This window comes from Clostridium fungisolvens (assembly GCF_014193895.1).
GTDB lineage: Bacteria > Bacillota > Clostridia > Clostridiales > Clostridiaceae > Clostridium_AR > Clostridium_AR fungisolvens.
This window is the reverse complement of record NZ_BLZR01000001.1, coordinates 3,291,568-3,315,952: the sequence shown is the minus strand read 5'-3', so window position 1 is coordinate 3,315,952 and position 24,385 is coordinate 3,291,568. Positions and strand designations below refer to the sequence as shown.

The 24,385-nt window shown below is 31.6% G+C and carries 24 protein-coding genes and 1 riboswitch; of the genes, 12 read left to right on the top strand and 12 right to left on the bottom strand.

Annotated elements, in window-relative coordinates; translation table 11 throughout:
* The first annotated feature begins 95 nt into the window (after positions 1–95).
* On the top strand, positions 96–1,829 hold the full coding sequence (locus bsdtw1_RS14660) for a ferredoxin hydrogenase (RefSeq protein WP_183278303.1): 1,734 nt from the start codon (positions 96–98) through the stop codon (positions 1,827–1,829).
* Positions 1,830–1,899: 70 nt separating this feature from the next.
* Here the strand turns inward: bsdtw1_RS14660 and dusA are convergent, their stop codons facing one another.
* On the bottom strand, positions 1,900–2,925 hold the full coding sequence (gene dusA, locus bsdtw1_RS14655) for a tRNA dihydrouridine(20/20a) synthase DusA (protein ID WP_183278302.1): 1,026 nt from the start codon (positions 2,923–2,925) through the stop codon (positions 1,900–1,902).
* A 355-nt stretch (positions 2,926–3,280) separates the two neighbouring features.
* Positions 3,281–3,453: riboswitch (Lysine riboswitch) on the top strand.
* Between the two features lie 246 nt (positions 3,454–3,699).
* On the opposite strand from dusA, the gene bsdtw1_RS14650 reads away from it, so the two are divergent.
* A complete protein-coding gene (locus bsdtw1_RS14650; protein ID WP_183278301.1) occupies positions 3,700–4,899 on the top strand; it encodes an aspartate kinase in 1,200 nt (399 codons plus the stop codon).
* Positions 4,900–5,025: 126 nt separating this feature from the next.
* Here the strand turns inward: bsdtw1_RS14650 and bsdtw1_RS14645 are convergent, their stop codons facing one another.
* Positions 5,026–5,706, bottom strand: coding sequence for a DUF554 domain-containing protein (locus bsdtw1_RS14645; protein WP_183278300.1), 681 nt, complete (start codon positions 5,704–5,706; stop codon positions 5,026–5,028).
* Positions 5,707–5,737: 31 nt separating this feature from the next.
* Positions 5,738–6,850, bottom strand: a complete 1,113-nt coding sequence (locus tag bsdtw1_RS14640) for a M20 metallopeptidase family protein (protein WP_183278299.1) — start codon at positions 6,848–6,850, stop codon at positions 5,738–5,740.
* 274 nt (positions 6,851–7,124) lie between these two features.
* Here bsdtw1_RS14640 and bsdtw1_RS14635 point away from each other — a divergent pair, with 274 nt between their 5' ends.
* Entirely contained in the window at positions 7,125–8,399 is a 1,275-nt protein-coding gene (locus bsdtw1_RS14635; protein WP_183278298.1) for a DL-endopeptidase inhibitor IseA family protein, read from the top strand.
* 266 nt (positions 8,400–8,665) lie between these two features.
* Here bsdtw1_RS14635 and trhA read toward each other — a convergent pair whose 3' ends face one another.
* Positions 8,666–9,313 carry a PAQR family membrane homeostasis protein TrhA gene (gene trhA / locus bsdtw1_RS14630; protein ID WP_183278297.1) on the bottom strand — a complete coding sequence of 216 codons (648 nt, stop codon included), beginning with the start codon at positions 9,311–9,313 and terminating at the stop codon, positions 8,666–8,668.
* A gap of 227 nt (positions 9,314–9,540) precedes the next feature.
* Here trhA and bsdtw1_RS14625 point away from each other — a divergent pair, with 227 nt between their 5' ends.
* The 3 genes from bsdtw1_RS14625 to bsdtw1_RS14615 all read left to right on the top strand — a co-directional run bounded on the left by bsdtw1_RS14625 (position 9,541) and on the right by bsdtw1_RS14615 (position 11,337).
* On the top strand, positions 9,541–10,122 hold the full coding sequence (locus bsdtw1_RS14625; protein ID WP_244638170.1) for a DUF1836 domain-containing protein: 582 nt from the start codon (positions 9,541–9,543) through the stop codon (positions 10,120–10,122).
* Positions 10,123–10,152: 30 nt separating this feature from the next.
* Positions 10,153–10,881, top strand: coding sequence for a PAS domain-containing protein (locus bsdtw1_RS14620; RefSeq protein WP_183278296.1), 729 nt, complete (start codon positions 10,153–10,155; stop codon positions 10,879–10,881).
* Positions 10,882–10,947: 66 nt separating this feature from the next.
* On the top strand, positions 10,948–11,337 hold the full coding sequence (locus bsdtw1_RS14615) for a hypothetical protein (RefSeq protein ID WP_183278295.1): 390 nt from the start codon (positions 10,948–10,950) through the stop codon (positions 11,335–11,337).
* A 53-nt stretch (positions 11,338–11,390) separates the two neighbouring features.
* Here bsdtw1_RS14615 and bsdtw1_RS14610 read toward each other — a convergent pair whose 3' ends face one another.
* Positions 11,391–11,876, bottom strand: a complete 486-nt coding sequence (locus tag bsdtw1_RS14610; RefSeq protein ID WP_183278294.1) for an HD domain-containing protein — start codon at positions 11,874–11,876, stop codon at positions 11,391–11,393.
* Between the two features lie 333 nt (positions 11,877–12,209).
* On the opposite strand from bsdtw1_RS14610, the gene adhE reads away from it, so the two are divergent.
* Positions 12,210–14,810: a bifunctional acetaldehyde-CoA/alcohol dehydrogenase gene (gene adhE / locus bsdtw1_RS14605; protein ID WP_183278293.1), complete on the top strand. Its 2,601-nt coding sequence runs from the start codon at positions 12,210–12,212 to the stop codon at positions 14,808–14,810.
* A gap of 70 nt (positions 14,811–14,880) precedes the next feature.
* Here adhE and dapF read toward each other — a convergent pair whose 3' ends face one another.
* A complete protein-coding gene (dapF, locus tag bsdtw1_RS14600; protein ID WP_183278292.1) occupies positions 14,881–15,849 on the bottom strand; it encodes a diaminopimelate epimerase in 969 nt (322 codons plus the stop codon).
* Between the two features lie 570 nt (positions 15,850–16,419).
* Here dapF and bsdtw1_RS14595 point away from each other — a divergent pair.
* The 4 genes from bsdtw1_RS14595 (at position 16,420) to speE (ending at position 18,805) form a co-directional block, all read left to right on the top strand.
* A complete protein-coding gene (locus bsdtw1_RS14595; protein ID WP_183278291.1) occupies positions 16,420–16,986 on the top strand; it encodes a hypothetical protein in 567 nt (188 codons plus the stop codon).
* A 116-nt stretch (positions 16,987–17,102) separates the two neighbouring features.
* Entirely contained in the window at positions 17,103–17,276 is a 174-nt protein-coding gene (locus tag bsdtw1_RS14590) for a small, acid-soluble spore protein, alpha/beta type (RefSeq protein WP_183278290.1), read from the top strand.
* 243 nt (positions 17,277–17,519) lie between these two features.
* Positions 17,520–17,936 carry an adenosylmethionine decarboxylase gene (gene speD / locus bsdtw1_RS14585; protein WP_280514168.1) on the top strand — a complete coding sequence of 139 codons (417 nt, stop codon included), beginning with the start codon at positions 17,520–17,522 and terminating at the stop codon, positions 17,934–17,936.
* Positions 17,937–17,953: 17 nt separating this feature from the next.
* Positions 17,954–18,805 carry a polyamine aminopropyltransferase gene (gene speE / locus bsdtw1_RS14580; protein ID WP_183278288.1) on the top strand — a complete coding sequence of 284 codons (852 nt, stop codon included), beginning with the start codon at positions 17,954–17,956 and terminating at the stop codon, positions 18,803–18,805.
* A 141-nt stretch (positions 18,806–18,946) separates the two neighbouring features.
* On the opposite strand, the gene bsdtw1_RS14575 is transcribed toward speE, so the two are convergent.
* Positions 18,947–19,216, bottom strand: a complete 270-nt coding sequence (locus tag bsdtw1_RS14575) for an acylphosphatase (protein WP_183278287.1) — start codon at positions 19,214–19,216, stop codon at positions 18,947–18,949.
* Positions 19,217–19,467: 251 nt separating this feature from the next.
* Here bsdtw1_RS14575 and ndk point away from each other — a divergent pair, with 251 nt between their 5' ends.
* Positions 19,468–19,884 carry a nucleoside-diphosphate kinase gene (ndk, locus tag bsdtw1_RS14570; RefSeq protein WP_183278286.1) on the top strand — a complete coding sequence of 139 codons (417 nt, stop codon included), beginning with the start codon at positions 19,468–19,470 and terminating at the stop codon, positions 19,882–19,884.
* A gap of 22 nt (positions 19,885–19,906) precedes the next feature.
* On the opposite strand, the gene bsdtw1_RS14565 is transcribed toward ndk, so the two are convergent.
* From bsdtw1_RS14565 to bsdtw1_RS14545, 5 genes are read right to left on the bottom strand one after another with little or no spacing between them, the layout of a single operon-like run.
* The gene (locus tag bsdtw1_RS14565; protein ID WP_183278285.1) at positions 19,907–20,965 is read right to left on the bottom strand and encodes an ABC transporter substrate-binding protein; all 1,059 of its coding nucleotides are present in this window, start codon (positions 20,963–20,965) and stop codon (positions 19,907–19,909) included.
* A gap of 1 nt (position 20,966) precedes the next feature.
* Positions 20,967–21,743, bottom strand: a complete 777-nt coding sequence (locus bsdtw1_RS14560; protein ID WP_183278284.1) for an ABC transporter permease — start codon at positions 21,741–21,743, stop codon at positions 20,967–20,969.
* On the bottom strand, positions 21,737–22,576 hold the full coding sequence (locus bsdtw1_RS14555) for an ABC transporter permease (protein WP_371874755.1): 840 nt from the start codon (positions 22,574–22,576) through the stop codon (positions 21,737–21,739). The genes bsdtw1_RS14560 and bsdtw1_RS14555 overlap by 7 nt, the downstream gene beginning before the upstream one ends.
* Positions 22,573–23,619 carry a spermidine/putrescine ABC transporter ATP-binding protein gene (potA, locus tag bsdtw1_RS14550; RefSeq protein ID WP_183278283.1) on the bottom strand — a complete coding sequence of 349 codons (1,047 nt, stop codon included), beginning with the start codon at positions 23,617–23,619 and terminating at the stop codon, positions 22,573–22,575. Before potA ends, bsdtw1_RS14555 begins: the two co-directional genes overlap by 4 nt.
* 19 nt (positions 23,620–23,638) lie before the next feature.
* A complete protein-coding gene (locus tag bsdtw1_RS14545) occupies positions 23,639–24,178 on the bottom strand; it encodes a helix-turn-helix domain-containing protein (protein WP_183278282.1) in 540 nt (179 codons plus the stop codon).
* Positions 24,179–24,385 lie beyond the last annotated feature (207 nt).

Genomic DNA, 24,385 nt, shown 5'->3' with positions numbered 1-24,385 from the left:
ACATTATGATTTTGATTATAAGAAGTACAAGATGTAAGGTAAAACCTTACTTAAGTCGCATTTATTGAAATGATATTTTAATCAGAGGTGAAAGAATGAAAAATATAATATTAAACGGTAATGCTGTACAAGTAAATGAAGATATGACAATCCTAAAACTTGCTAGAGATAACGGAATAGATGTATCAACACTTTGCTTTTTAAAAGATTGTAACGATGTTGGTAATTGTGGAGTATGTGTAGTTGAAATCGAAGGAAGAGATGAACTAGCAACTTCTTGTAATACATATGTAGAAGACGGAATGGTTATAACAACTAATTCTGAAAGAGTTCAAAACCACATAAAAGAAAGAGTATCAACTATGCTTGATAGACATGAATTCAAATGTGGACCTTGTAAGAGAAGAGAAAACTGTGAATTCTTAAAGTTAGTAATTAAGACTAAAGCAAAAGCATCTAAACCATTCGTAGTGGCTGATAAGTCAGAATACGTTGATGATAGAAGTGCTTCACTTGTAATTGATAGAACTAAATGTGTACTTTGCGGTAGATGTGTTGCTAAGTGTGAGAAGAAGACTGGAACAAGCTCAATACAGTTTGTTGAAAAAGATGGACAAAAGGTTATAGGAAATGAAAGCGGTAAATGCTTTGATGACACTAATTGCTTATTATGTGGACAATGTATTATAGCTTGCCCAGTAGATGCATTATCAGAGAAACTTCATATTGATAGAGTTAAAGAAGCTTTAGCTGATCCAGAAAAGCACGTTATAGTTGCTATGGCTCCATCTGTAAGAACTTCTTTAGGTGAATTATTTAATATGGGATTTGGAGTAGATGTAACAGGAAAAGCTTATACAGCTTTAAGAAACTTAGGTTTTGACAAAGTATTTGATATAAACTTTGGAGCTGACATGACAATCATGGAAGAAGCTACAGAATTAATTCAAAGAATAGAAGCTAACGGTCCATTCCCAATGTTTACTTCTTGCTGCCCAGGTTGGGTTAGACAAGTTGAGAACTATTTCCCAGATATGCTTGGAAATCTTTCATCAGCTAAGTCACCACAACAAATCTTTGGTACAGCAACTAAGACATACTATCCAGAAATAGCAGGCTTAGATCCTAAGAATGTATTTACTGTAACTGTTATGCCATGTACATCAAAGAAAGCTGAAGCTGATAGACCAGAAATGGAAATCAACGGTCTTAGACAAATTGATGCAGTTTTAACTGTAAGAGAAATTGCTAAGATGATAAAAGAAGTTAAGATGAATTTCGCAGCACTTGAAGATGGTATAGCTGATCCAGCTATGGGAGAATACACTGGTGCTGGTACTATATTCGGAGCAACAGGCGGAGTTATGGAAGCAGCATTAAGAACTGCTAAGGACTTTGTTGAAAAGAAAGATCTTGAAAATGTTGATTACGAAATGGTAAGAGGTTTACAGGGAATAAAAGAAGCTACAGTTGAAATTGGCGGAAACAACTACAATGTTGCTGTAATCAATGGAGCTGCTAACTTATTCGAATTTATGAAGTCTGACAGAATGAAAGAAAAAGAATATCACTTCATAGAAGTTATGGCTTGTGAAGGTGGTTGTGTAAACGGTGGTGGACAACCTCATGTTAGCTCAGCTACATTAGAGACTGTTGACATAAAGGCTGTAAGAGCATCTGTGCTTTATAATGAAGATAAGGGTATGAAGAAGAGAAAGTCTCATGAAAATGTTGCATTATTAAAGATGTACGAAACTTACATGGGAACTCCAGGCGAAGGAAGAGCACATCATTTACTTCACCACAAATATACACCTAAAACAAAGTAAGATAATTATTAAAAGAGTTTGAGATTTCTCAAACTCTTTTTGCTGTATAAGCAAATTTAGAATTGTAAAATTATATTTTTTTATCAAGTACATCATGAGGTAAAGAATCTAAGGCATCTCTTAGTATAGTACTTTTAGTGCCTTTAGAAGGTGTTGAAATCAATCTCTTCCACAAAGAGCTTCCGGGCTGATTTTGAAATAGGCCGATAGTATGTGATAATGCCAGGTGTGCATTCTCCCCCTTGTTTTCTAAATTTTCAATATAAGGGAGAAAACCTTCAATGACGTCCCTTCTAGTTAATGAGGTTAAGGTTTGGCAGTTGTATAATGAATCAAATCTAGCCATAAAAGCAGGATTTGAATATGCTTCTCTCCCAATCATGACACTATCTACATGTGTTAAATGCTCATGTATATCGTCTAAGGTTTTGATTCCTCCATTTATCTCAATAATAGAATTCGTAAACTCTTTTTTTATAGCATATACCATGTCGTAGTTTAGAGGGGGAATATCTCTATTTTCTTTAGGGCTTAATCCTTCTAAAATAGCAATTCTAGCATGTATTATATTTCTATCAGGAGCTGCCTTATTTATTATGCTCATAAAGTCTGAAAGATGCTCGAAATCATGAAACGATCCGTAAGGCATAAATGAAGAAGTAACTTTAGAACTGCTAATTCCTATTCTATGTTTTACTGTAACAGGCTTTTTAGTTGCACTCTTCATTGAAGAAATCATTTCAGCTATTAATTCAGGATAAGCCATTAATGATGCACCCATCATATTTCCTGAAACTCTATCTGAAGGGCAGCCTGCATTTAAGTTTATCTCATCGTAATTCCATTCTTCAGCTATTTTTACTGCCTTATACAACTCTTCAGGATTAGATCCTGCTATTTGGAGTGCTATTGGGTTTTCAATAGGAGAAAAATCTAAAAGCTTTTTTCTATCCCCATTTATTATTGCCTGAGCTGTAATCATTTCAGTATATAATAAGGTGTTTTTAGTTAACAGTCTAGCAAAGTACCTAAAATGCCTATCGGTCCTATCCACCATGGGTGCAATGCTTATAATATGGTTAAAAGAATTGTTCATATATATATTCTCCTTAGTAAGCTATTAAAATGTTTGATGCTGTTTAGCACTTTGTTTGAATTAAGTGGTCTACTTATAATTATCATCAATTAATAATTATTATAAATAGGAGTAAGTGAAAAATGCAATCTAAATCTTTTGTAAATTAACCATTAAGTGGTAGTGTATAAACGGGTTGCTTTAAGATTTAACAGATAAGTTTGAAGTTTATAAATAAAAATGAATAAATATTCTTTTTATATACAAAACATAGAAATATATTTAATGAGAAAAATATTTTAATATGTTTAATTTAGGTATTGAAAAGTTATTGATAATATGTTAGCATAAAGTGAACTTAATATTATCTAAAGAAACCTAGGGTAGAGGTGCTGGATGTTAAAAGTACTCATGAGTAGCTGGCAAGTGATGATTCATGAAGAAAGGAACAACAGCCGAAGAGAATGTACTGCGAATATATTCTCTGGCTATACGTATAAGATATGTATAGTTGTCACTTAAATTTATAAGTGGAGAGCTACAAGGTGACACGAGATGCGTATTTAATATTTTTGTATTTTTATGCAGCTAAGGTGTACCTTGGCTGCATTTATTTTTTTATTTTTTACTATGTTCCGAGAATTTACTTTAAGTTTTTTATCTAAATCTGTGGAAAATAAAGCATATTATCTGCTCAATTATCTTAACATAGATTTAGAAAAGGTATATTGAAAAAAGGTTACTAATGAAAGTTGTATTAGCAAATTTCGTTATAAGGGAAAAGGGGGCTTCTAGTTGAAGACAGTAGTACAAAAATATGGTGGAAGTTCAGTGGCTACAGCTGAAAAAATACAAAAAGTAGCAGATACGCTTATAAAAAAGAAAAATAAAGGAAATAACGTAGTTGCGGTTGTATCAGCTATGGGGGATACAACTGATGACCTAATCAATCTTGCAATGTCAGTTAGCGAAAATCCTGATAAGAGAGAGATGGATGCGTTAATTTCTACAGGTGAAATTATATCGGCTTCACTTTTAGCAATGGCGCTAAAGAATAAAGGGTATGATGCTATAAGCTATACAGCATATCAAATCGGAATAAAGACTTCAGGTATTTATGGAAAGTCTCTAATTGATGATATTGACGTAAAGAAGATAAAAAGTAGTCTTAACGAAGGAAAGATCGTTATTGTTGCAGGATTTCAAGGAGTAAATGAAATTGGGGACATTACAACCCTTGGAAGAGGTGGCTCTGACACTTCTGCAGTGGCACTGGCGGTAAAGCTTAAAGGAGAATGTGAAATATATACTGATGTAGATGGTATATATAGCTGCGATCCAAGAAAGTTTAAGGAAGCTAAGAAACTTGATTTTATAGATTATGAAGAGATGCTTGAGCTTGCCAGTCTCGGAGCTCAGGTAATGCACTCTAGAAGTGTAGAACTCGCACAAAAATATGATATTCCTATATATGTAGGACTTAGTTGTAGTGATATTAAAGGAACAGTAATTAAGGGGGTAAAGGATATGAATTTAGAGAGTAAACCAGTAACAGGTCTTGCAACTAGCGATGAGGATGTTTCCGTAACAGTACAAAATTTATCTTCTAATATAAATATTTTATCAGATTTATTTGAGGCAATTGCAAATAGAAAAATTAATATAGATATGATTTCTCAGACAGCGCCTATGGAGAATTTAGTGAATGTATCATTCACAATACCTAAGAATGAAATAAATGAGTGCATGGAAATATTAACTGATTTTTCAAATAAGGACAATATACTAATAGATGAAGATATAACAAAGTTTTCACTAGTAGGGTTAGGAATGAAAAATACTACTGGGGTTGCGGCAAGACTATTCAAGGTGTTTTCTGATGCAAATATAGAAGTTAAGATGATTACAACATCTGAAATCAGAATTACCTGTGCCATAAAACAAGAGCATAAGATTAAAGCTATTGAAACAGCAGCTAAGCATTTTAACTTGTAATAAAAAGTCAGCTTACAGAATACTTGTAAGCTGACTTTTTTATGTTGAGCTCTACAGCTTTCTAAATGAATTAATAGAAAGCTGTAGAGCTTGTTCTCTAAATTAGCTAGAAATAAAAGTCTTTAACTATGCAAAAAAGGAATATATCATAGGTATTATTATGGCAGGAAGTAGGTTCGCTACCTTAATTTTAGTAATACCTAGCATATTAAAGCTTAAACCAATAATAAGCAAGCTTCCTACTGCTGTCATGCTGTTTATTACTGTAGTTGTTAAGATTCCTTGAATCAGCGTAGCAAGTAGTGTTATAGCTCCTTGATATATTAGTACTGCAAAGGCAGAGAATATAACGCCAATACCAAGTGATGAAGCAAAAACTATTGATGAAATACCATCTAGAATGGATTTGTTAAATAGTACAGTATGATTTCCCTCAAGACCACTTTGGAGGGAACCAACTATTGCCATAGCTCCAACGCAAAATAATAATGATGAAGTGACAAATCCTTCAGCAATAGGGGAGTTCTTTGTCATTTTATTAAATTTTTCTTCAATGAATTCTCCAAATTTGCTTAGTAAGTTATCAATATCAATGAGCTCACCAATTAATGCTCCTACTGCAATTGAAATAATTATTAATAGTGGATTATCTCCTTTTAAGGTACCAGATATACCTATATACAAAACACACAAAGCAAGACCGTTCATAATAGTTTTGCTTAATCGTTCGGGTATTCCTCCTTTTAGAAGTAATCCCAATATGCCTCCAATAACAATAGCCCCAAAGTTTACTAAAGTACCTAACAAAACTTTTCCCCCCAATAAAAAATAAATTTGATTATGCGTTTAAAACATAGTTTACAAGAGTATATATACCATAATACAATGCTTCGAATGATCCGTCAAAATTAGGTGAATGTAGCGGTGATTCACCTTTAGAACCATCAGATATACCAAGTCTAAAATGTACTGATGGAACTTTCTCGCAATAGAAAGAAAAATCCTCTGCTGTAAAAGTTTTTTCCAATGGCCTAACATTGTTTTCGCCTAGAGCCTTTTTACTAATCTTAGTAAATTTTTCTGTCAAAGCTTCATCGCTTATAACAGGCGGATAATATACATTATAATGGGATGATACAGAACAATTATATTTTTTGCCGATATCTTCAGCTTCGGCTAAAATTTGATTTTGAAGCTTTTTCTTAAAAGCCATATCAAAGGTTCTTACAGTTCCTTTTACTACTGCTTCCTCGGCTATAACATTACCTACTGTACCACATTGTAAAGTAGTGAAGGTAAGAATGTGAGGATTTAATGGATTGTTTTCTATTTTTGTTTTTATAGTCATAGTATTTATAAAATCCATTGCTGGATATAATGGATTTATACAAATATAAGGCATTGCTGCATGGCCACCTTTTCCTTTAAAAGTAATGATAAAATCATCAACTGAAGCCATAGATGGGCCAGGTGAAACTTCAATAGTTCCAACAGGAACCTTTGGCCATACATGAAAGCCAATCATTTCAGTTACTTCAGGATTTTTTAAAACACCTTCCTCAATCATAACTTTTGCTCCACCAATTGCTTCTTCCGCTGGCTGAAATAAAAATTTAACTGTCTTTTTTACACCTAATTTCTTTAAAACTAGAGCAGTGCCTAGCACTGTTGACATATGAAAATCGTGTCCGCAGGAGTGACGAGGACCTGCTACGTTTATAGCATCTATATCTGTCCTTATGCCAATTGCTTTGGAATCATCTCCTAGTACCGCAACTAATCCAGTTTTAGCAATCTTCTTACTCTCATAGCCCATAGAATTTAAAAACTCAAGAAGTAGCTCTTGTGTTTTATATTCTTCAAATGAAAGTTCAGGAGTAGCATGAAGCTTATGCCACATACTAATTACTTCTTCTAAGTTTTCTTCTATTACTTTTCTTATAATATCCATATAATCAACCCTCTTTTCTAAAATAAAATTAGTATTTAGTATAAGGATATGAAAATAAGAGACTTATGTCAATTAAATATAAAAAAGTGTCCAAATTGGGCATAAATGAATTTTTATAGTGATGTAAGGAAATGTTTCACTGTGCTATAATTTTATAGTTGAAAATGTAAGAATATTATTAAGTGAACTCATACTTATATTTATTCAAAAATCCTAATATTGTAGGATTTTTCTGCTTTAAAGATGAAACAACATAATAAAACGGAGGAATAGCATGACTAAGAAATTAAATCTAACAGTAGCTTTATTTCTAATAATTAGTTTGTCATTATTCGGATGTAGTAAGAGTAATGATAACAATAAAACTAATAAAGAGGATATATTAAATCAATTAAATAAGGTTTATTCTGAAAAGAAGTATCCGGAATCAGTATCAAAATATGCTGAATTTATATCTGCCGGAGGAGATGTGAAGGAATTTGGCAAATTAGATGAACTTATGCTGAACTTTATAAAAGAAAAGTTTGCTAAGGATAAATCTTGGACAACCATCGGGGATATGAATAAAGATGGATATGCATTTGGTGATTTGGATAATGATAAGATTCCTGAAATATATATTGTTCCTTATAATAGCAAGGGAGAGAAGAAATCTCCTGTTAAGGTCTATGAATATAGGAAAGATAAATATCAAGACTTAAGTGATAGTGTAGCTCCTTCTAATACTGCATTTCCAGGTGAGTTAGTAGTAGGAAAAATAAATGATGGAACTTACGGATTAATAGATAACTCAGCTGTATCTAAAGATTCAAATATTGATGTCTATATAATGAATAAAGGTAAGATTGAAAGGCTTATAAATAGTACTGTAAATGGCTTGAAAAAATATGCACAGGATATTGATGGAGATGGTATCTTGGAAATACCGCAGCTAAATGATGATAAAAAACTTACTTGGTATAAGTTTGATAAGGATTTAAAGCCGATAGCGGTTAAGGAAGAGAAAATAAATACAAGTGATAATTCGCAAGTTGTAACTAAGCAAAATACGGATTTAAAAAATAATACTGCTTCAAATGACACAAAAAAGCCTGCTGATAATACTGCAATTGTAAAATCTTTAAAAGATGAGGAGATCTTAAGTACTCTAATAGTAGGAAGGAACTTTGAGATTAGCAAACTGATGGGAATAGGAGATAGTAATCAAACCATCACCATAGATAGTCTAAGTTATGCAGCTATCAAAGATCAGAATACGAATGTAGAGAATGAAATTAAATCCTTTAATCAATATTTTTCTAAAGCTTTCGTTAATAATCACGTTAGAAACTTTTTTAAAGAGAGCGATGGGAAGAAGTATGTTCTTTATGGACAAGGATTAAGTAATGGAGAGAATTTCACGAAGGTGATAAGCAGTGATCAGGGATCAAGCAAGATTAATGCTAGAGTGGAGTATGTAGATGGAGATGTTTCGGATGTTTGTAATGTAGAGCTAGTATATGAAGACAATGCTTGGAAGATTAACGACGGAACATTATTGATAAAATAAATTATTAAAAAACTCACTGAAGAAAAGCACTTCAGTGAGTTTTTTTATTCTTTATAGAATTATAATTTAATGAAAACTGTGGATACATATGCGTAACAGACTTAAAATATAATATATGTTAAAGAATAAAAAAGAAGAATATGTCGCCTGCCAAATTTTCCTCATATTTATTCGGAAAGGCAGATGCGCAAAAAACTCACTGAAGAAAAACATTTCAGTGAGTTTTTTATTCTTCAGGAAATTAATTTTTAGAAGGATACATTAAATTATAAAATAAAAGCATAAATTAGATAAAAGTGACTTAAACTTCCTAGTAAGACGAATATATGAAATAATTCATGGAATCCAAATTTTGAAGATATATTTGGGGACTTTAATGCGTAAATTATTCCTCCAATGGTATATAGTACTCCTCCAATTATGAGCCAAATGAAGCCAGGCATTAACAGTGTTCTATATAAAGGTGCACTGAAGGTTAAGGCTAACCAACCCATTATTATGTAAAACGCTGTATATAGCCATCTTGGACAGTCGAACCAAAATATCTTTAGAAAGATTCCTGCGATTGCTAAAATCCATACAGTAGATAAAACAAATACTTCTAAAAATCCGTCTAGAACTCCTAAACATATAGGTGTATAAGTACCTGCAATGAGAACAAAAATCATTGCGTGATCAAATTTCCTTAACATAAGCAGTTTATTTGCAGAAGATTTTGACCAGTGATATATGGAACTTGCACTATAAAGAAAAATTAAAGATAGTCCAAAGATAATGGCTCCCGTAAGTCTTGAAGGTAAAGAGTCATTTACATCAATTACTTTCAAAATCATAAAAACTAATCCGACAAAGGATGCTATAGCACCAAAAAAGTGAGTTAAACTATTAACTGGTTCTCTTATATATTTTATCATAACACCAACTCCTATAAATATTATGTGAAGTAGTTAATATAACTACTTGTTCTCTTTATTATAGTATACGACATAGTGAATTGTTTATGCAATATTTATTATAAATGAAATTACAAAATTTATTCGTTATAACTATAAAATTCTTGTATTATCTAGCATTTTCTATTAATATTAAAATAAGTGGTTTTAAAAACTACTTATTGCTTTTCAGAGCTAGGGAGGAAGATATGAATAACGTGGATTTAGAATTAGATTTAAATAACCTTAAAATGATCTTTGAAGATTTACATTTTAACAATGAAATACAACCTGAGCAAATACCTAATCTGGATTTATATATGGACCAAGTAATAACATTATTCGAAAGTAATTTATTTGAAACTAAAAGAAGTGTGGAAGATAAATTACTTACTAAAACTATGATAAATAATTATACTAAAGATAAGCTACTAATGGCAGCAAAGAAAAAAAAGTATACTAGAGATCATGTAATTCTTATGATTATAATCTACAATCTAAAGCAAAGCTTAGCTATTAATGATATTAAGAATGTATTAAAACCTATAGTTGAAAAGATAGAAAATAATGAGAAGGTAGATATAGATTCATTATATAATAAGTACTTGCTAATAAAAACTAATAATTCTGAAGAAATAAAAGCTTCAGCAGAGCAAAAGTTAAAGGAAGTTAAGGACGAAGACGGAGATGTTCTGCTATATATTCTATCCATAATTGACATGGCAAATGGATATAGAAAGATTGCAGAAAAGCTAATTGATAAGTTTTTTGAGAATACGAATGAAAAATAAATAATACAATCATGCTTATGGAGGGATTCCATGAAAAATTTTATGGGAGATGATTTTTCAGATATAAACCTTAATATGGTTAAAAGGGAGTTTTATTTTGTTGCAGATCAAATGAGTAGAATTATATATATAGAAGATGGAATTGAGTCTCTATTAGAACAAAATGCTGAAGAATTGATTGGGAAAAATCTCTCAGATATTATAGGAGAACAAAAGGTACTAATACAATTTAAAGAAGTGGCGGATAAAGAAAACACAATAACTATACCAGTTTTAACGAAGAATAAAGTCATTACACATATAAGCATATTATATAGATCTCATTATGTTGAGGGAATACATAAAGGATATTATGGGTCGATTATAAATGTGACAAAGGAAAAAGACTTAGAATATAGACACCGGTTATTAACAAAAATATTAGATAATTCAAAGGATATAATATATTATTTTAGAGTAGAACCTAAAGGATTCGAATACATAAGTAAATCTATCGAGAAGGTACTAGGATATAGTCCAGAAGATTATTATAATGACCCGGAATTGGTCTTTAAAACCGCTCATCCAGACTATCTTAAAGAGTTAATTGATAAAGCGGAAGGAAATGCAGATTATTCGAAACCTATTATAACAAGGTGGAGAGATAAGAATGAGGTTTTTCATTATATTGAAGATTATTCAATACCCGAATATAATATGTTCGGGGAGTTAATTGGAGTTTTTGGAGTATGTAGGGATGTAACTGGCAAGTTTAAGTAATAAATTTTAGAATTCATTGGTAATATTAAGCATACATTTACAGTAAAACGATAAAAGAGGGTTAGTATGGAGGAGATAAGAACACAATCATTTTATCAACATATGAGTTTTACTGGTAGAAAAAATGCAGAAGATTTAATAAAGTCACTTAAATTATCAAAGGATATGAAAAGAATTAGAGTAGTCATGAATTCAGCAATAGTATTTGTAGGAACATTAGAATTGTATTTGAATTTTAAGGAATCTATAAATATGGTGTTTATACCATTGGCTACTTTATTAGGAATTGAAGTTGTAGAAAAGCTTACAGCCTCACCAATAAAAAAACCTGAAGATATGAGAAAGTCCATCATGGCTAGTTTGAAAAATCACTGTTTTTCTTGCGATGGGAAGTGCAATTGCGATGAGGAATTTAAAGAATTTATGCTCCGCAAACATAATATTAGGTTGTTTTAATAAACAAAAAGGTAGGAATTCATCATGAATTTCTACCTTTTTGTTTGCTAAGCTTACATATAAATGGATTTAAGAAGCTCTTTACCGGAAGAGGTTCTGAAGATTTTTTCTTCTATAATTGCGATATTGTCTTTTGGTATTTCATCTTCATATATATTAACTAAAAAATCAGCTTCTACTAAAATCTGAAAATCAACAGAATCTATTTTATCGTAACTATGATGATTGCCTATAAGATAACAAACTCTATCAACTATAGAGGAATCTAGATTGAAACTGCCTAATAGTTCCTTTGCTACAGGTGGGCCCTCTATCTCTTGATACTTGCCATTAGATGAATTGTATTTTTGTTCACTTATCTTAATACCTATATCATGTAATACTGCGGAAATTTCTAAAACAAAAAGGTCAGCTTTAGACACTTGTTCTAGCTCTCCAATAATTTTTGCAAAGGAATATACCTTTAGTGCGTGATTTATTCTTTTTACATCGCCTTCAAAGTACTTGATCATTATGTTAGTGATGTTGGAAATTACCATATATAAACCTCCTGTTTTCTAAAATTGTGAGTTGTGAAACACTGGAATTAATATGATTTAGTAAGGTAAGTTTTGTTTTGAGAACTTGATATTGATTTAAAGAAACAGCTGTAGCTTACATATAAATAGTATAACTAAGTATTAAGGATTTTTCTATAGAAATACAGCTTCAACTATTGATTTGTGGACGCATAAAATTTGTAAGTGCATATTTTTTTTGATCTAGAATATTCCTGTATATATATTGAGAATAATAAGAACAAAATTACGCCTATGTAATTATAAAACAGGCGGATGAGGCTTAGTATTGTGTAAATAAAAGGAGGAATTTAAATGAAAGTAACCAATTCGGAAGAATTGAGCCAGAGAATATCTAAAGTAAGGGAAGCACAAAGAATTTACTCAACTTATACCCAAGAACAGGTTGATGAAATATTTAGGCAGGCAGCAATGGCAGCAAATAATTCTAGAATAGCTCTTGCAAAGTTGGCTGCTGAAGAAACTGGTATGGGGGTAGTGGAAGACAAGGTTATAAAAAACCACTTTGCATCTGAATACATTTATAATAAATATAAAAATGATAGAACATGTGGATTATTAGATTATGATGAATCATTTGGAATAGCAAGGGTGGCAGAACCAATCGGAGTAGTAGCAGCTATAATCCCAACAACTAATCCAACTTCAACGGCTATTTTTAAAGCGCTTATATCACTTAAAACAAGAAATGGAATAATATTTTCACCTCATCCAAGAGCAAAGGCGTCAACTATAGCAGCTGCAAAGATAGTGTTAGATGCAGCAGTTAAAGCAGGAGCACCAGAAGATATAATAGGATGGATAGATGAGCCTTCAGTTGAACTATCACAAATGGTTATGAGAGAGGCTGACATAATACTAGCTACTGGTGGACCAGCGATGGTAAAAGCTGCTTATTCGTCAGGAAAGCCAGCTTTAGGAGTAGGTTCAGGTAATACCCCTGTAATTATTGATGAAACTGCTCATATAAAGACAGCAGTAAGTTCAATACTTTTATCAAAGACTTTCGATAATGGAATGATATGTGCTTCAGAGCAAGCTTTAGTTGTGCTAGAAGAAGTATACGAAGAGGTAAGAAAAGAGCTTCATGACAGAGGGGCTTATATATTAAACGAAGAAGAAAGAGAAAAGGTAAGAAAGATTATACTGAATGATAAAGGCGGATTAAACTCAGACATAGTAGGTCAGTCAGCATACAAGATAGCAGAATTGGCAGGTGTTGATGTGCCAAGATATTCAAAGGTATTGGTTGGAGAGGTAGAATCAGTTGAAATAGAAGAACCCTTTTCTCATGAAAAACTTTCACCAGTATTAGCAATGTATTGTGTTAAAAATTTTGATGAAGCTTTGGTCAAAGCTTCAAGATTAGTTGAATTAGGCGGATTTGGGCATACTTCGGTATTATATACAGATCAGTCAAGAAGTGCAGAAAGAATCGGAAAGTTTGGTGCAGCAATGAAGACTGCAAGGACAATAGTAAATATGCCTGCATCACAAGGGGCAATTGGAGATATCTATAATTTTAAACTTGCGCCATCTTTAACTCTAGGCTGTGGATCTTGGGGAGGAAATTCGGTATCTGAAAATGTTGGTCCAAAGCATCTACTTAATATAAAGAATGTTGCAGAGAGGAGAGAAAATATGCTTTGGTTCAGAGTACCGGAGAAAATATACTTTAAGTATGGATCTCTTGCTGTAGCGTTAAGAGAATTAGTAGACATGGGCAAAAAGAGAGCGTTTATTGTAACTGATAAAGTTTTATATGATTTAGGGTATGCAGATATGGCAATAAAGGTATTGGAAGAAGGTCATGTTGACTTTAGAGTATTTTATGATGTAGAACCAGACCCAACTTTAGCCACCGCTAAAAATGGAGCAGATCAAATGGATAAATTTAAGCCTGATGTAATAATAGCGCTTGGAGGTGGGTCACCTATGGATTGCGCTAAAATAATGTGGGTTATGTATGAGCATCCAGAGGTAAGATTTGAAGATTTAGCGATGAGATTTATGGATATAAGAAAGAGAGTGTATAAATTCCCAGAGCTCGGACAAAAAGCTATGATGGTGTCTATCCCAACATCAGCAGGAACTGGTTCTGAGGTAACTCCATTTGCTGTAATTACAGACGAAAAAACAGGAATAAAATATCCTTTAGCAGATTATGAGCTTACTCCAGATATGGCAATAATCGATGCTGAACTTATGATGAATATGCCAAAAGGCTTAACTGCAGCATCTGGAATAGATGCCTTGACTCATGCAATTGAAGCTTATGTATCAGTCTTAGCATCAGAATACACAAATGGCTTAGCATTAGAAGCAATAAGACTTATATTTAAATATTTGCCACAAGCTTATGATGAAGGTACTACTAATATAAAAGCCAGAGAAAAAATGGCGCATGCAGCTACAATAGCAGGAATGTCCTTTGCTAATGCATTTTTAGGAGTATGCCACTCAATGGCACATAAGTTAGGATCAATGCATCATGTACCTCACGGAGTGGCAAATGCATTGCTGATAGATGAAGTTATAAGATTTAATGCAGTAGATGATCCAAGAAAACAGACAGCATTTCCTCAATATAGGTATCCAAATGCAAAATGGAGATATACAGTTATTGCTGATTATTTAAAGCTTGGAGGAAGCACTGAGGAAGAAAAAATTGAAAATCTTATAAGAGCTATAGATGATTTGAAGGCTAGAGTTGGAATGCCAAGAACTATAGCAGAATGGGGTGTTTCTAAAGAAAAGTTCTACTCTTCACTAGATGAAATGGTAGAGCAAGCTTTTGATGATCAATGCACTGGTGCGAACCCAAGATACCCACTTATGGGAGAGATTAGACAGATGTATATAAATGCTTTTGAAGGATATAACATAGGAGTTTGAATTAGATAAATACCAATTAAAATAAAATATCACTAACATTTGATAATGTTAGTGATATTTTTACTATAGTTTATTCTATAACATTCTTAGTGTAATCAAGAAATTTATCATAGCTAGCAACTTCTTCTTCAAAATCTTTATTGTCTGTAAGAGATATTAACTTAAATGAATCATTAAGGTTTGCTGAAGAAGAATATACATAGGAACCATTTCCTATGAATCTTATCTTGTAATTGTTTTTATCATCTTTATTAACATATATCTTTATCATACCGCCATCATTATATATGTTAAGTTCTGTGCCGTATAAATTAGGATTGTTTAAGCAATAAGCAGCACTAGAAGCTGTCATACCTGTACCGCAGGACTTTGTTATACCTACACCACGCTCATAAGTGGTAACATATATACTGTTCTCCTCAAGAACTCTTACGAAATTAACATTTACGCCTTGTGGAAAAACGGATTTATTTGTATTACCTTCTTTGCCTATTCTAACTATTTCATCTCTGCTCAATTGATTAATGAATGTAACTACATGTGGGTTTGTTATACTTACAGCAGTGAAAAGTAAGTGGTCAGATAAAGCAGGGATTTTCTCGTTTATTAAGGTATCTTTTGAATGATTTAAAGGAAGAGAGTTCACATTAAAATTAACGGTATCTATTTCTATTTCAACTGTTTTAACGCCATCAAAGATTTCTGGAACAGCCTTTACATCATATTTAGCTTTCATTGTTTCAACAGTAATAAACTCTTTTTTTAGAACATCAATTAAATATCTTCCTACGCACCTTAAACCATTTCCACACATCTCAGGTTCTGTGCCATCAGCATTAAATATTCTCATTTTTCCATCGCAGAAAGAACTGTTTTGAACAAATAATATTCCATCAGCCCCTATCTTTCCAGCTCTATCACATAGTTCAATTGCTAAGCTTCTTCTATTTTCTTCTGTCAAATTCAGAGACTTATTTAATTCATCTATTAATATGAAGTCATTTCCTGAACCATGGCATTTTATAAAGTCTATTTTCATTTATATTCCCCCAATACAATATATAGATATCTATAACTTCACTAAATTTTTCTGTATCTAAAGCCTCAATGAAAGAATACATTAAAACTCAAAAAACACAGCTTAGATTGAAGTAATTCATCTTTTTTAATTACTTTATTATAGCAAAGTGATTATATTGTAGCAACCATATCTTGTTGTCCAGGAAAGTATAAAATTTTTTGGCATCTAAACCTAGAAATATCAAGTGGTTAGAACAGCTGCTTAGGGGAAACAGTAAAAAATAAAATTATGAAGCCTGCCAGAACTTAAGTGGTATTTATTGAAAATAAGTGGTAAATTGTTATTGTATAACTATTTTATTTTATCGTATAATACTATAGATAAATTGCATCACGAATGAAGTTTTTAAAAACTAATTAGAAAAATTTTTGTTTTAAGCTTGATGTAAGTTGTTTTATGCTCTTTTCGGTAAAATATCTCATATATATTGATATAATTGGTATAATATACTTACAACAATCATTTATACTTAATAGCTGAGTGAATTTTACTTTTTAATAAAGTATTATTAAAGAAGGAAGTGTACTTATGGGTGACTTAACAGTTAATGATATAATAGCAGATAGACCTTGTGGCAGTATTACTCCATTAGTAGTTGGACTTGAAGATGCTTTATATCCAATTATTATAATAAAGGAGATGAAAGAGGATCTATTGAGTATTGGCGTAGATACACCCATGGGAGTAAAGAGTACATCTATTGGTGATAAAAAAGCTAATGTATATGCCATAATATTAAAATTTGGTGAAGATTTTGAGAATATATATGACATATGGTTTAATTATGGAGATGAAAATCATCAGGATTTCTTAAAGCTTTTAAGAGATCAGCATAGAATTGTAATAGATTTTAGGGACGAAAATAATGAGAGATATTTAACATTAGAGTTTGAAAATACAGTAAGAGAACATATAGATGATTATATTGAAAAGTGTTCTGAAAAGATGCTTGTTAGAAGTGAAAAAGACAATAATGTAATTAAATTAAACTCATTAGAAAAATATAATATATGGAATGATGATGATATTGAGAATTTGATGGATAAGATATTTACTGACTATCCGTCAATAGAAGAATTGTGGGAAGATTTATAAAAGGGCTGAAGTTCTTTCTTTGTTAATATGTTTCAGGTATAGGCTTTAAAAAAGTACTAATACTAGTATCATGTAGTTTAGTATTACTATAGTAGTTTTTAAGGAGTGATATATCTATGTCTCATAAAAACAATAAGAACAGCAAAAATAATAAAAAATCAAATCCTAAAACCAAGAAAGAATTAGAAAAAATGAAGATTGAAACTGCAAATGAGATTGGATACTCAAAGGAATCTAGAAAGTTAGGGAAAAATAAGCCTAGACCAGTGCAGACCGATACTAATGAATAGACTGTTTTTAACAGTCTATTTTTTTCATTTAGAATATGCGTAACTCTCAAAATCTATTGACAAATTTTTAAAATATGATATATTTTATTTGTACTTAATATTAATAAACTCTTGGTTTAGTAAAAGTAAACTTTATTAAACCAAGAGTTTAGTTGAGGTTAGAGGATAAATAGGTAAATATTTATATTAAATTTTAATATTTGAATATCAGTTTTTTTAATATTAGGAGGGGTTATAATGAAAATTGAGCAACTTGGAAGACATATATTGGTAGAGTATTACAATTGTGACAAGGATATAATAAGTAATCATAGCTTGATTGAAGATTATATGAATGAAGCGGCAAGAAGATCAGGTGCAACTATAGTTACAAGTTGTTTTCATACCTTTAATCCATGGGGAGTTAGTGGAGCTGTAATTATTCAAGAATCACATTTAACAATCCACACATGGCCTGAATATGGGTATGCTTCTGTTGATCTATATACTTGTGGTGATAGTGTTAATCCTTGGAAAGCATTTAACTATTTAGAGGATATGCTTAAGGCTGAAAGAAGTGAATCAACTGAGGTATCAAGAGGAATAATTGAAAAGATAAAGAACTATTCTGATGGTCAATATGACAATATAGATGTTACACATAAACCAATGAATGAATAGTGTTTGGAGGAATAAAAATGGAATTGTGGTATACAGAAAATCAAACGCCTAACGTAAAGTTTTCGATGAAGGTAAAGAGTCATCTCTATGCGGAGAAGAGTCCATTCCAAGAGATAGAAGTAATTGATACCTATGAATTTGGAAGAGTTTTAGTAATAGATGGTTGGACTATGGTTACTGAAAAAGATGAGTTCATTTATCATGAAATGATAACTCACGTGGCACTTTCTACAAACCCTGATATAAAAAGAGTGTTGGTAATAGGTGCTGGTGATGGTGGAACTGTAAGAGAATTAACTAGATATGAAACTATAGAAAAGATAGATATGGTAGAAATAGATGAAGTAGTTGTTAAAGCTTCTAAAGAATTTTTACCTTTCACTGCATGTAAACTTGATGATTCAAGGGTTAATTTATACTTCGAAGATGGAATAAAGTTTGTTGAAGGAAAGATAGCTGAGTATGACCTTATAATAGTTGACTCTACAGATCCTATTGGCCCAGGAGAAGGATTATTTACAGTAGATTTTTATAACAATTGCTTTAAGGCTCTTACTGAAAAAGGAATATTAGTTAACCAAGGTGAAAGTCCTTATTACCCTAATAATTCAAGAGAAATGAAAAGAGCATACTCAAAGCTAAAGAAGATATTCCCAATATGTGAGGCGTATCAATACCATATGCCAACCTATGCATCTGGACATTGGTTATTTGGATTTGCATCAAAGGAACTTCATCCTATAAAGGATTTTAAAGAAGAAAACTTTGAGAAACGTGGATTAAAAACTAAGTACTATAACAAGAACATACATGTAGGTGCTTTTGCGCTTCCAAATTACGTTATAGAGCAACTTAATTCTGAAGAATAGTTGCAACTTATAATTCGGGCATAATATTATATCTGTTAAGTTATGACATAGCTAGATTTATAAGAAATAGCAATTCTATATAATTAAAAAAGTAGAGTCTTTGCCATATTACAAATAGGCAAAGACTCTAAGTTTTGTGCTCTAAACAATTCTGAAAGATTTTTCTTTTTCAAGTGAAGGAATTTCTTCTACCTTACATTCAATAACTCTTGAAAAACCATTTCCTCTCTTAACCCTGGCTAAAAAAGCATCTACGTGTTCGTTATCACCCTGAGCAAAAATCTCTACATCACCATTGTCAAGATTTGTAGCAGTACCAGTTATGTTAAGTAAAGAGGCTGTATATTGAACGAAGTATCTAAAACCTACTCCTTGAACCCTTCCTTGGACAATGATATGATATCTTATCATACTCATTCCTCCTCAAGATTTATTTAATAGAATTATAACAGATTTTTGTGAACCTTAACAATTGTAAATATAACCTTAAGACTTGTATAAGCTAATGTTATTTATATTATCGTAAAATTTATAATTATATTTATGTTTATTTTTCATGAAAATGAGCAAAAATTACAATGGTGGAGTAATTTTAAAATATTTACAATACAATCTTTGATAAGTATAATAAAGTTAGAAAACATTTACAGGAGGTGAAGGTAGTGGATATAGAAAAGAGTTTGGTTCTTATAAAGCCTGATGCAGTGGAGCGACACGTAACAGGGAAAATAATTGATCTTTATGAGAGTAACGGGTTAAGAGTAATTGCACTTAAAATGGTTAGAGTCAATGAGGAATTGGCTAGAGTGCATTATGCAGAGCATGACGGTAAAGTATTTTTTGATGAATTATTGAAGTATATTACAAGAAGCCCATTAGTTGCTATGATACTGGAAGGACAAGGGGCTATAGAAAAGGTAAGAAAGATAAACGGTAACACAAATCCTGAAATGGCTGAGTACGGAACTATAAGAAAAAAGTTTGGTGTAAACAAAACTGAAAACTCAGTGCATGCCTCTGACTGTAGAGAAAGTGCTCAAAAAGAAATCAATCTATGGTTTCCTGAATTTGAACAGTAAAAAAAGCCTATATAGGCTTTTTTTAATTTGATTTAACTTGCAACCAAGCATCATCATATTTTTTAAGGTTTTCTCCGAGATCAACAAAAACTTCACACTTCTTTAGAGCATCTTCAGAAGGATAAGCAGTAGGGTCACTCTTTATTTTATCATCCAATAATTCTAGGGCTGCTTTATTTGGAGTGGAGTAACCAATGTATTCTGTATTTTGTTTAGCTACTTCAGGATCGAGTAGGAAGTTTATAAATTGTTCTGCTTCAGTTTTATGTTTAGCGTTCTTTGGGATGCATAATGTATCAAACCACTTATTGCTTCCTTCATTTGGAATAACATATTCAAGGTTTGCATTTTTTTGTTTCATTGTCACAGCATCACCTGAATAAACAACTGCAAGCGCAGCCTCTTCGGCAACCATTCTATCTTTTACTTCATCATTTACATACGCAAGAACTAATGGCTTTTGTTTTATTAATTCTTCTTTAGCTTTTGCTATTTCATCATCCTTAGTTGTATTAAGTGAATAACCGAGTCTCCTAAGGGACACTCCTATAGAATCTCTTATAGATTCAATCATAAAAATTTGTCCTTTATACTTTGTATTCCAAAGTATATTCCAGCTATCCACTGGATCTTTAACTAATTTTTTGTTGTATAAGATTCCGTATGTTCCCCACATATAAGGAACTGAGTATTCATTCTTTGGATCATAAGAAAGATTTTTAAATTTTTCATCTATATTCTTGTAATTTTCAACTTTACTGAAGTCTATTTTTTCAAGCATATCTTCCTTAATCATTTTTTCTACCATATAATCGGAAGGCACAACTATATCATAACTAGAGTTTCCACCTTTCAACTTTTGGTACATAATTTCGTTTGTATCATAGGTTTCGTAATTAACTTTAATTCCGGTTTTATCTTCAAATTGCTTTAATAAATCTTCATCTATGTAATCACCAACATTATATACATTCAATACTTTTTTGCCTGATTCAGAAGATTTACTGTTACACCCAGCTAATAATGAAGTGCAAATTAAAATGCTAGCAATTAGTGGAATTACTTTTTTTATTTTAACCAATTTATTCACCTCTTATTAAAGATTCTTTTTTATTAACTATCAATAATAAAGTTAAAACTACAATGAACATTAATGTAGACAAAGCATTTATTTCAGGTTTTATTCCTCTCTTAGCCATTGAGTATACCTCAATAGAAAGATTAGTAACACCTGAGCCAGTAGTGAAAAAGCTTATTACAAAATCATCTATGGACATAGTAAATGCTATCAAAAAACCCGATACTATTCCAGGTTTGATTTGTGGTAGGATAACCTTTCTAAGGGTGTAGCCTGGAGTAGCACCAAGATCCATAGCCGCTTCTTCAATGTTATTTGGTAACTGCTTAAGTTTAGGGAGAACTGATAGTATTACATAGGGGAGGTTAAAGGTTATATGAGCTAAAAGCATAGTAGTAAATCCAAATTTAAAACTAAAGAAAGCAAATAGACTCATCAAGGCAATTCCTGTAACAATATCAGGATTTAAAACTGGAAGATAGTTTATGTTAAGAATTATTTTTTTACTTAATCCTCTCATCTTAAATATGCCAATAGAACTTAGAGTTCCAACAACAGTGGATACTGTTGCTGATATAATTGCTACACTTAAAGTATAGTAAAGAGCCGTTAAAATTCTATCATCACTTATAAGTTCCTTATACCACTTAAAAGTGAAACCTTCCCATATAGCCATGGATTTTGAATTGTTAAATGAAAATATAATCAATACAATGATGGGAGCATACAAGAATAAAAAAACTAAGGATAAATAAAATTTAGAACCTAATTTTTTTACCATACTTGTCCACCACCTTCTTTACTTTCATCTCCATCAAATTTAGTCATAATGGCCATAGATAGTAATATTATAAGCATCATAAATATAGAAATAGCTGAACCAAAATTCCAATCTCCTATATTTGTAAATTGCTGTTCGATAAGATTTCCTAGAAGCATATACTGACCACCGCCAAGAAGTCTTGAAATTACAAAGGTTGTTACTGCAGGCATAAATACCATTGTTATCCCTGATATAACCCCTGGTACAGTAAGTGGAAATATTACCTTTCCAAAAACTTGAGTTTTATTTGCACCTAAATCATGTGCTGCGTTTATAAGGTTTTCATCTATTTTTATGATTACAGTGTATATTGGAAGTACCATATAAGGAAGGAAATTGTACACCATGCCCAAAAGTACTGCTGCATCAGTATATAATAAAGTTATAGATGGTAGACCTATCTTAATTAATAGGGTGTTTATAAACCCATTTTTTCCTAGTATGGACATCCAAGCATATGTTCTTAGAAGGAAATTCATCCACATTGGTAAAATAAATAGTAGTATGAATAGATTTCTTCTTTTTAAGTTTATTTTTGAAATAAAGTAGGCAGCAGGATATCCTATTACAAGACATAGTAAAGTAGAAATGAAAGCAAGATAAATTGATCTCCAAAAAACCTTTAAATATATTGGATTAATAAGTTTGTGATAGTTGTCCATAGAAAATATAAATGAACCGTCAACCTTTTTTGTGAAACTAAAGAATAAGACCATAAAAAGGGGGATTACAATAAAAAGTACACTCCAAATAAAATATGGGTAAGCAGCATAGGAACGCTTTTTCACTATGTAGTTATCCTTTTTTTCATTATATGTATATCTTCAGGATGAATACTTAGACCAATCATTGAGCCAATTGGGGCACTTTTTGTATTGTGTATCAGCCATTTTCTATCATGTTCTAGAACTTCCAGCTCATAATGAACTCCTTTAAAAATAACTGATGTGATTTCTCCTTTAAGCATTCCTTTTTCAGAATCAACTATCTTTATATCTTCTGGTCTTATAACAACATCAACATTCTCATTACTTGAAAAACCTTTGTCCACACATTCAAATTCGCTATCACAAAACTTAACTCTATAATCTTTTAACATAACTCCATCAATTATATTGCTTTCTCCGATAAACTTAGCTACAAATGAATTTATTGGTTCATTATATATATCTTCAGGTGTTCCCATCTGCTGCACGATTCCTTTATCCATGACGACAATAGTATCAGACATGGTAAGTGCTTCTTCTTGATCATGGGTTACAAAAACAAAAGTGATACCTAGTTTTTGTTGTATGTTTTTTAATTCCAACTGCATTTCTTTTCTGAGTTTAAGATCCAAAGCTCCAAGGGGTTCGTCTAATAGTAGTACTTTTGGCTCATTCACTAAAGCTCTAGCAATTGCTACTCGCTGTTGTTGGCCACCGCTGAGAGAATCTACGTCTCTTTTTTCAAAACCTTCCAAAGCAACCAACTTCAAAATTGATGTAATCTTGTGTTTAATGGTAGATTTAGAAAGTTTTTTTATCTTAAGACCAAAAGCAATATTGTCATAAACATTTAGATGAGGGAATAGAGCGTAGTTTTGAAATACAGTATTGATCTGTCTGTTATAAGGCGGGATATTATTAATATCACTTCCTTCAAAACAAATTGTTCCAATATCAACACTTTCAAAACCCGCCAACATTTTTAGAGTAGTTGTCTTGCCACAACCACTTGGCCCGAGAAGGGTCAAAAATTCATTTTTTTTAATACATAGATTTAAATCATCAATTATTTTTATGTTATTGAAGCTTTTCGACACATTTTTAATTTCAATAATGTTATCATCCAAAATAAACACCTCTCTTATATTAGAATGAAGGAGGAGTACTTACCCAAATAACCTTAGCCTCTGTTTTACCACAATTTGAGATGAAATGATTTGCCTTAGGTTTGAAGTAAAAACTCTCCCCCTTTTTTAACTTTACTTTTCTGTCACCAAGGTGAAGATTAATAGTTCCACATAAAACAAAACCAAATTCTTCTCCTTCATGGGGTTCTTCTTCTACATATCGTCCACCTGGATTAAGAGTAATCATTATTGGTTCCATTGCATTTTTCTGTGCATTTGGAACTAGCCACATAAGCTTATACTTCAGTTCTTCACTTTCAGTTTCAAACATGTCATCATATGTAAAGGTGATTTTTTCATTTGAATCATCACTGAAAAATTCTGTTAGATTTGTCCCGAGAATTTCAAGAATATCCATTAGCGTCGCAATTGAAGGGGACGTTAGGTCATTTTCCAGCTGAGATATAAAACCTTTTGATAGTTCACATCTATTTGCAAGTTCTTCTTGTGTGAGTTGCTTTTCAATTCTTAATCTTCGAATCTTTTCTCCAATTTGCATTATGCATATCCTCCATTTTTATAATAGGTAAAAAATTACACATACGTATTACTAAACAAATTGTTTATAATTACTAAACAAACAAGGTTATTATATTAATTTTTACTAACTAAATCAATACTTTTAAGAAAAAAAGTAAAATTTGTTTATTTTTCAGAATGAAGGTAAAATAGGGCTATTAAAGCACTGTGTTGAAATTAAGTGGTT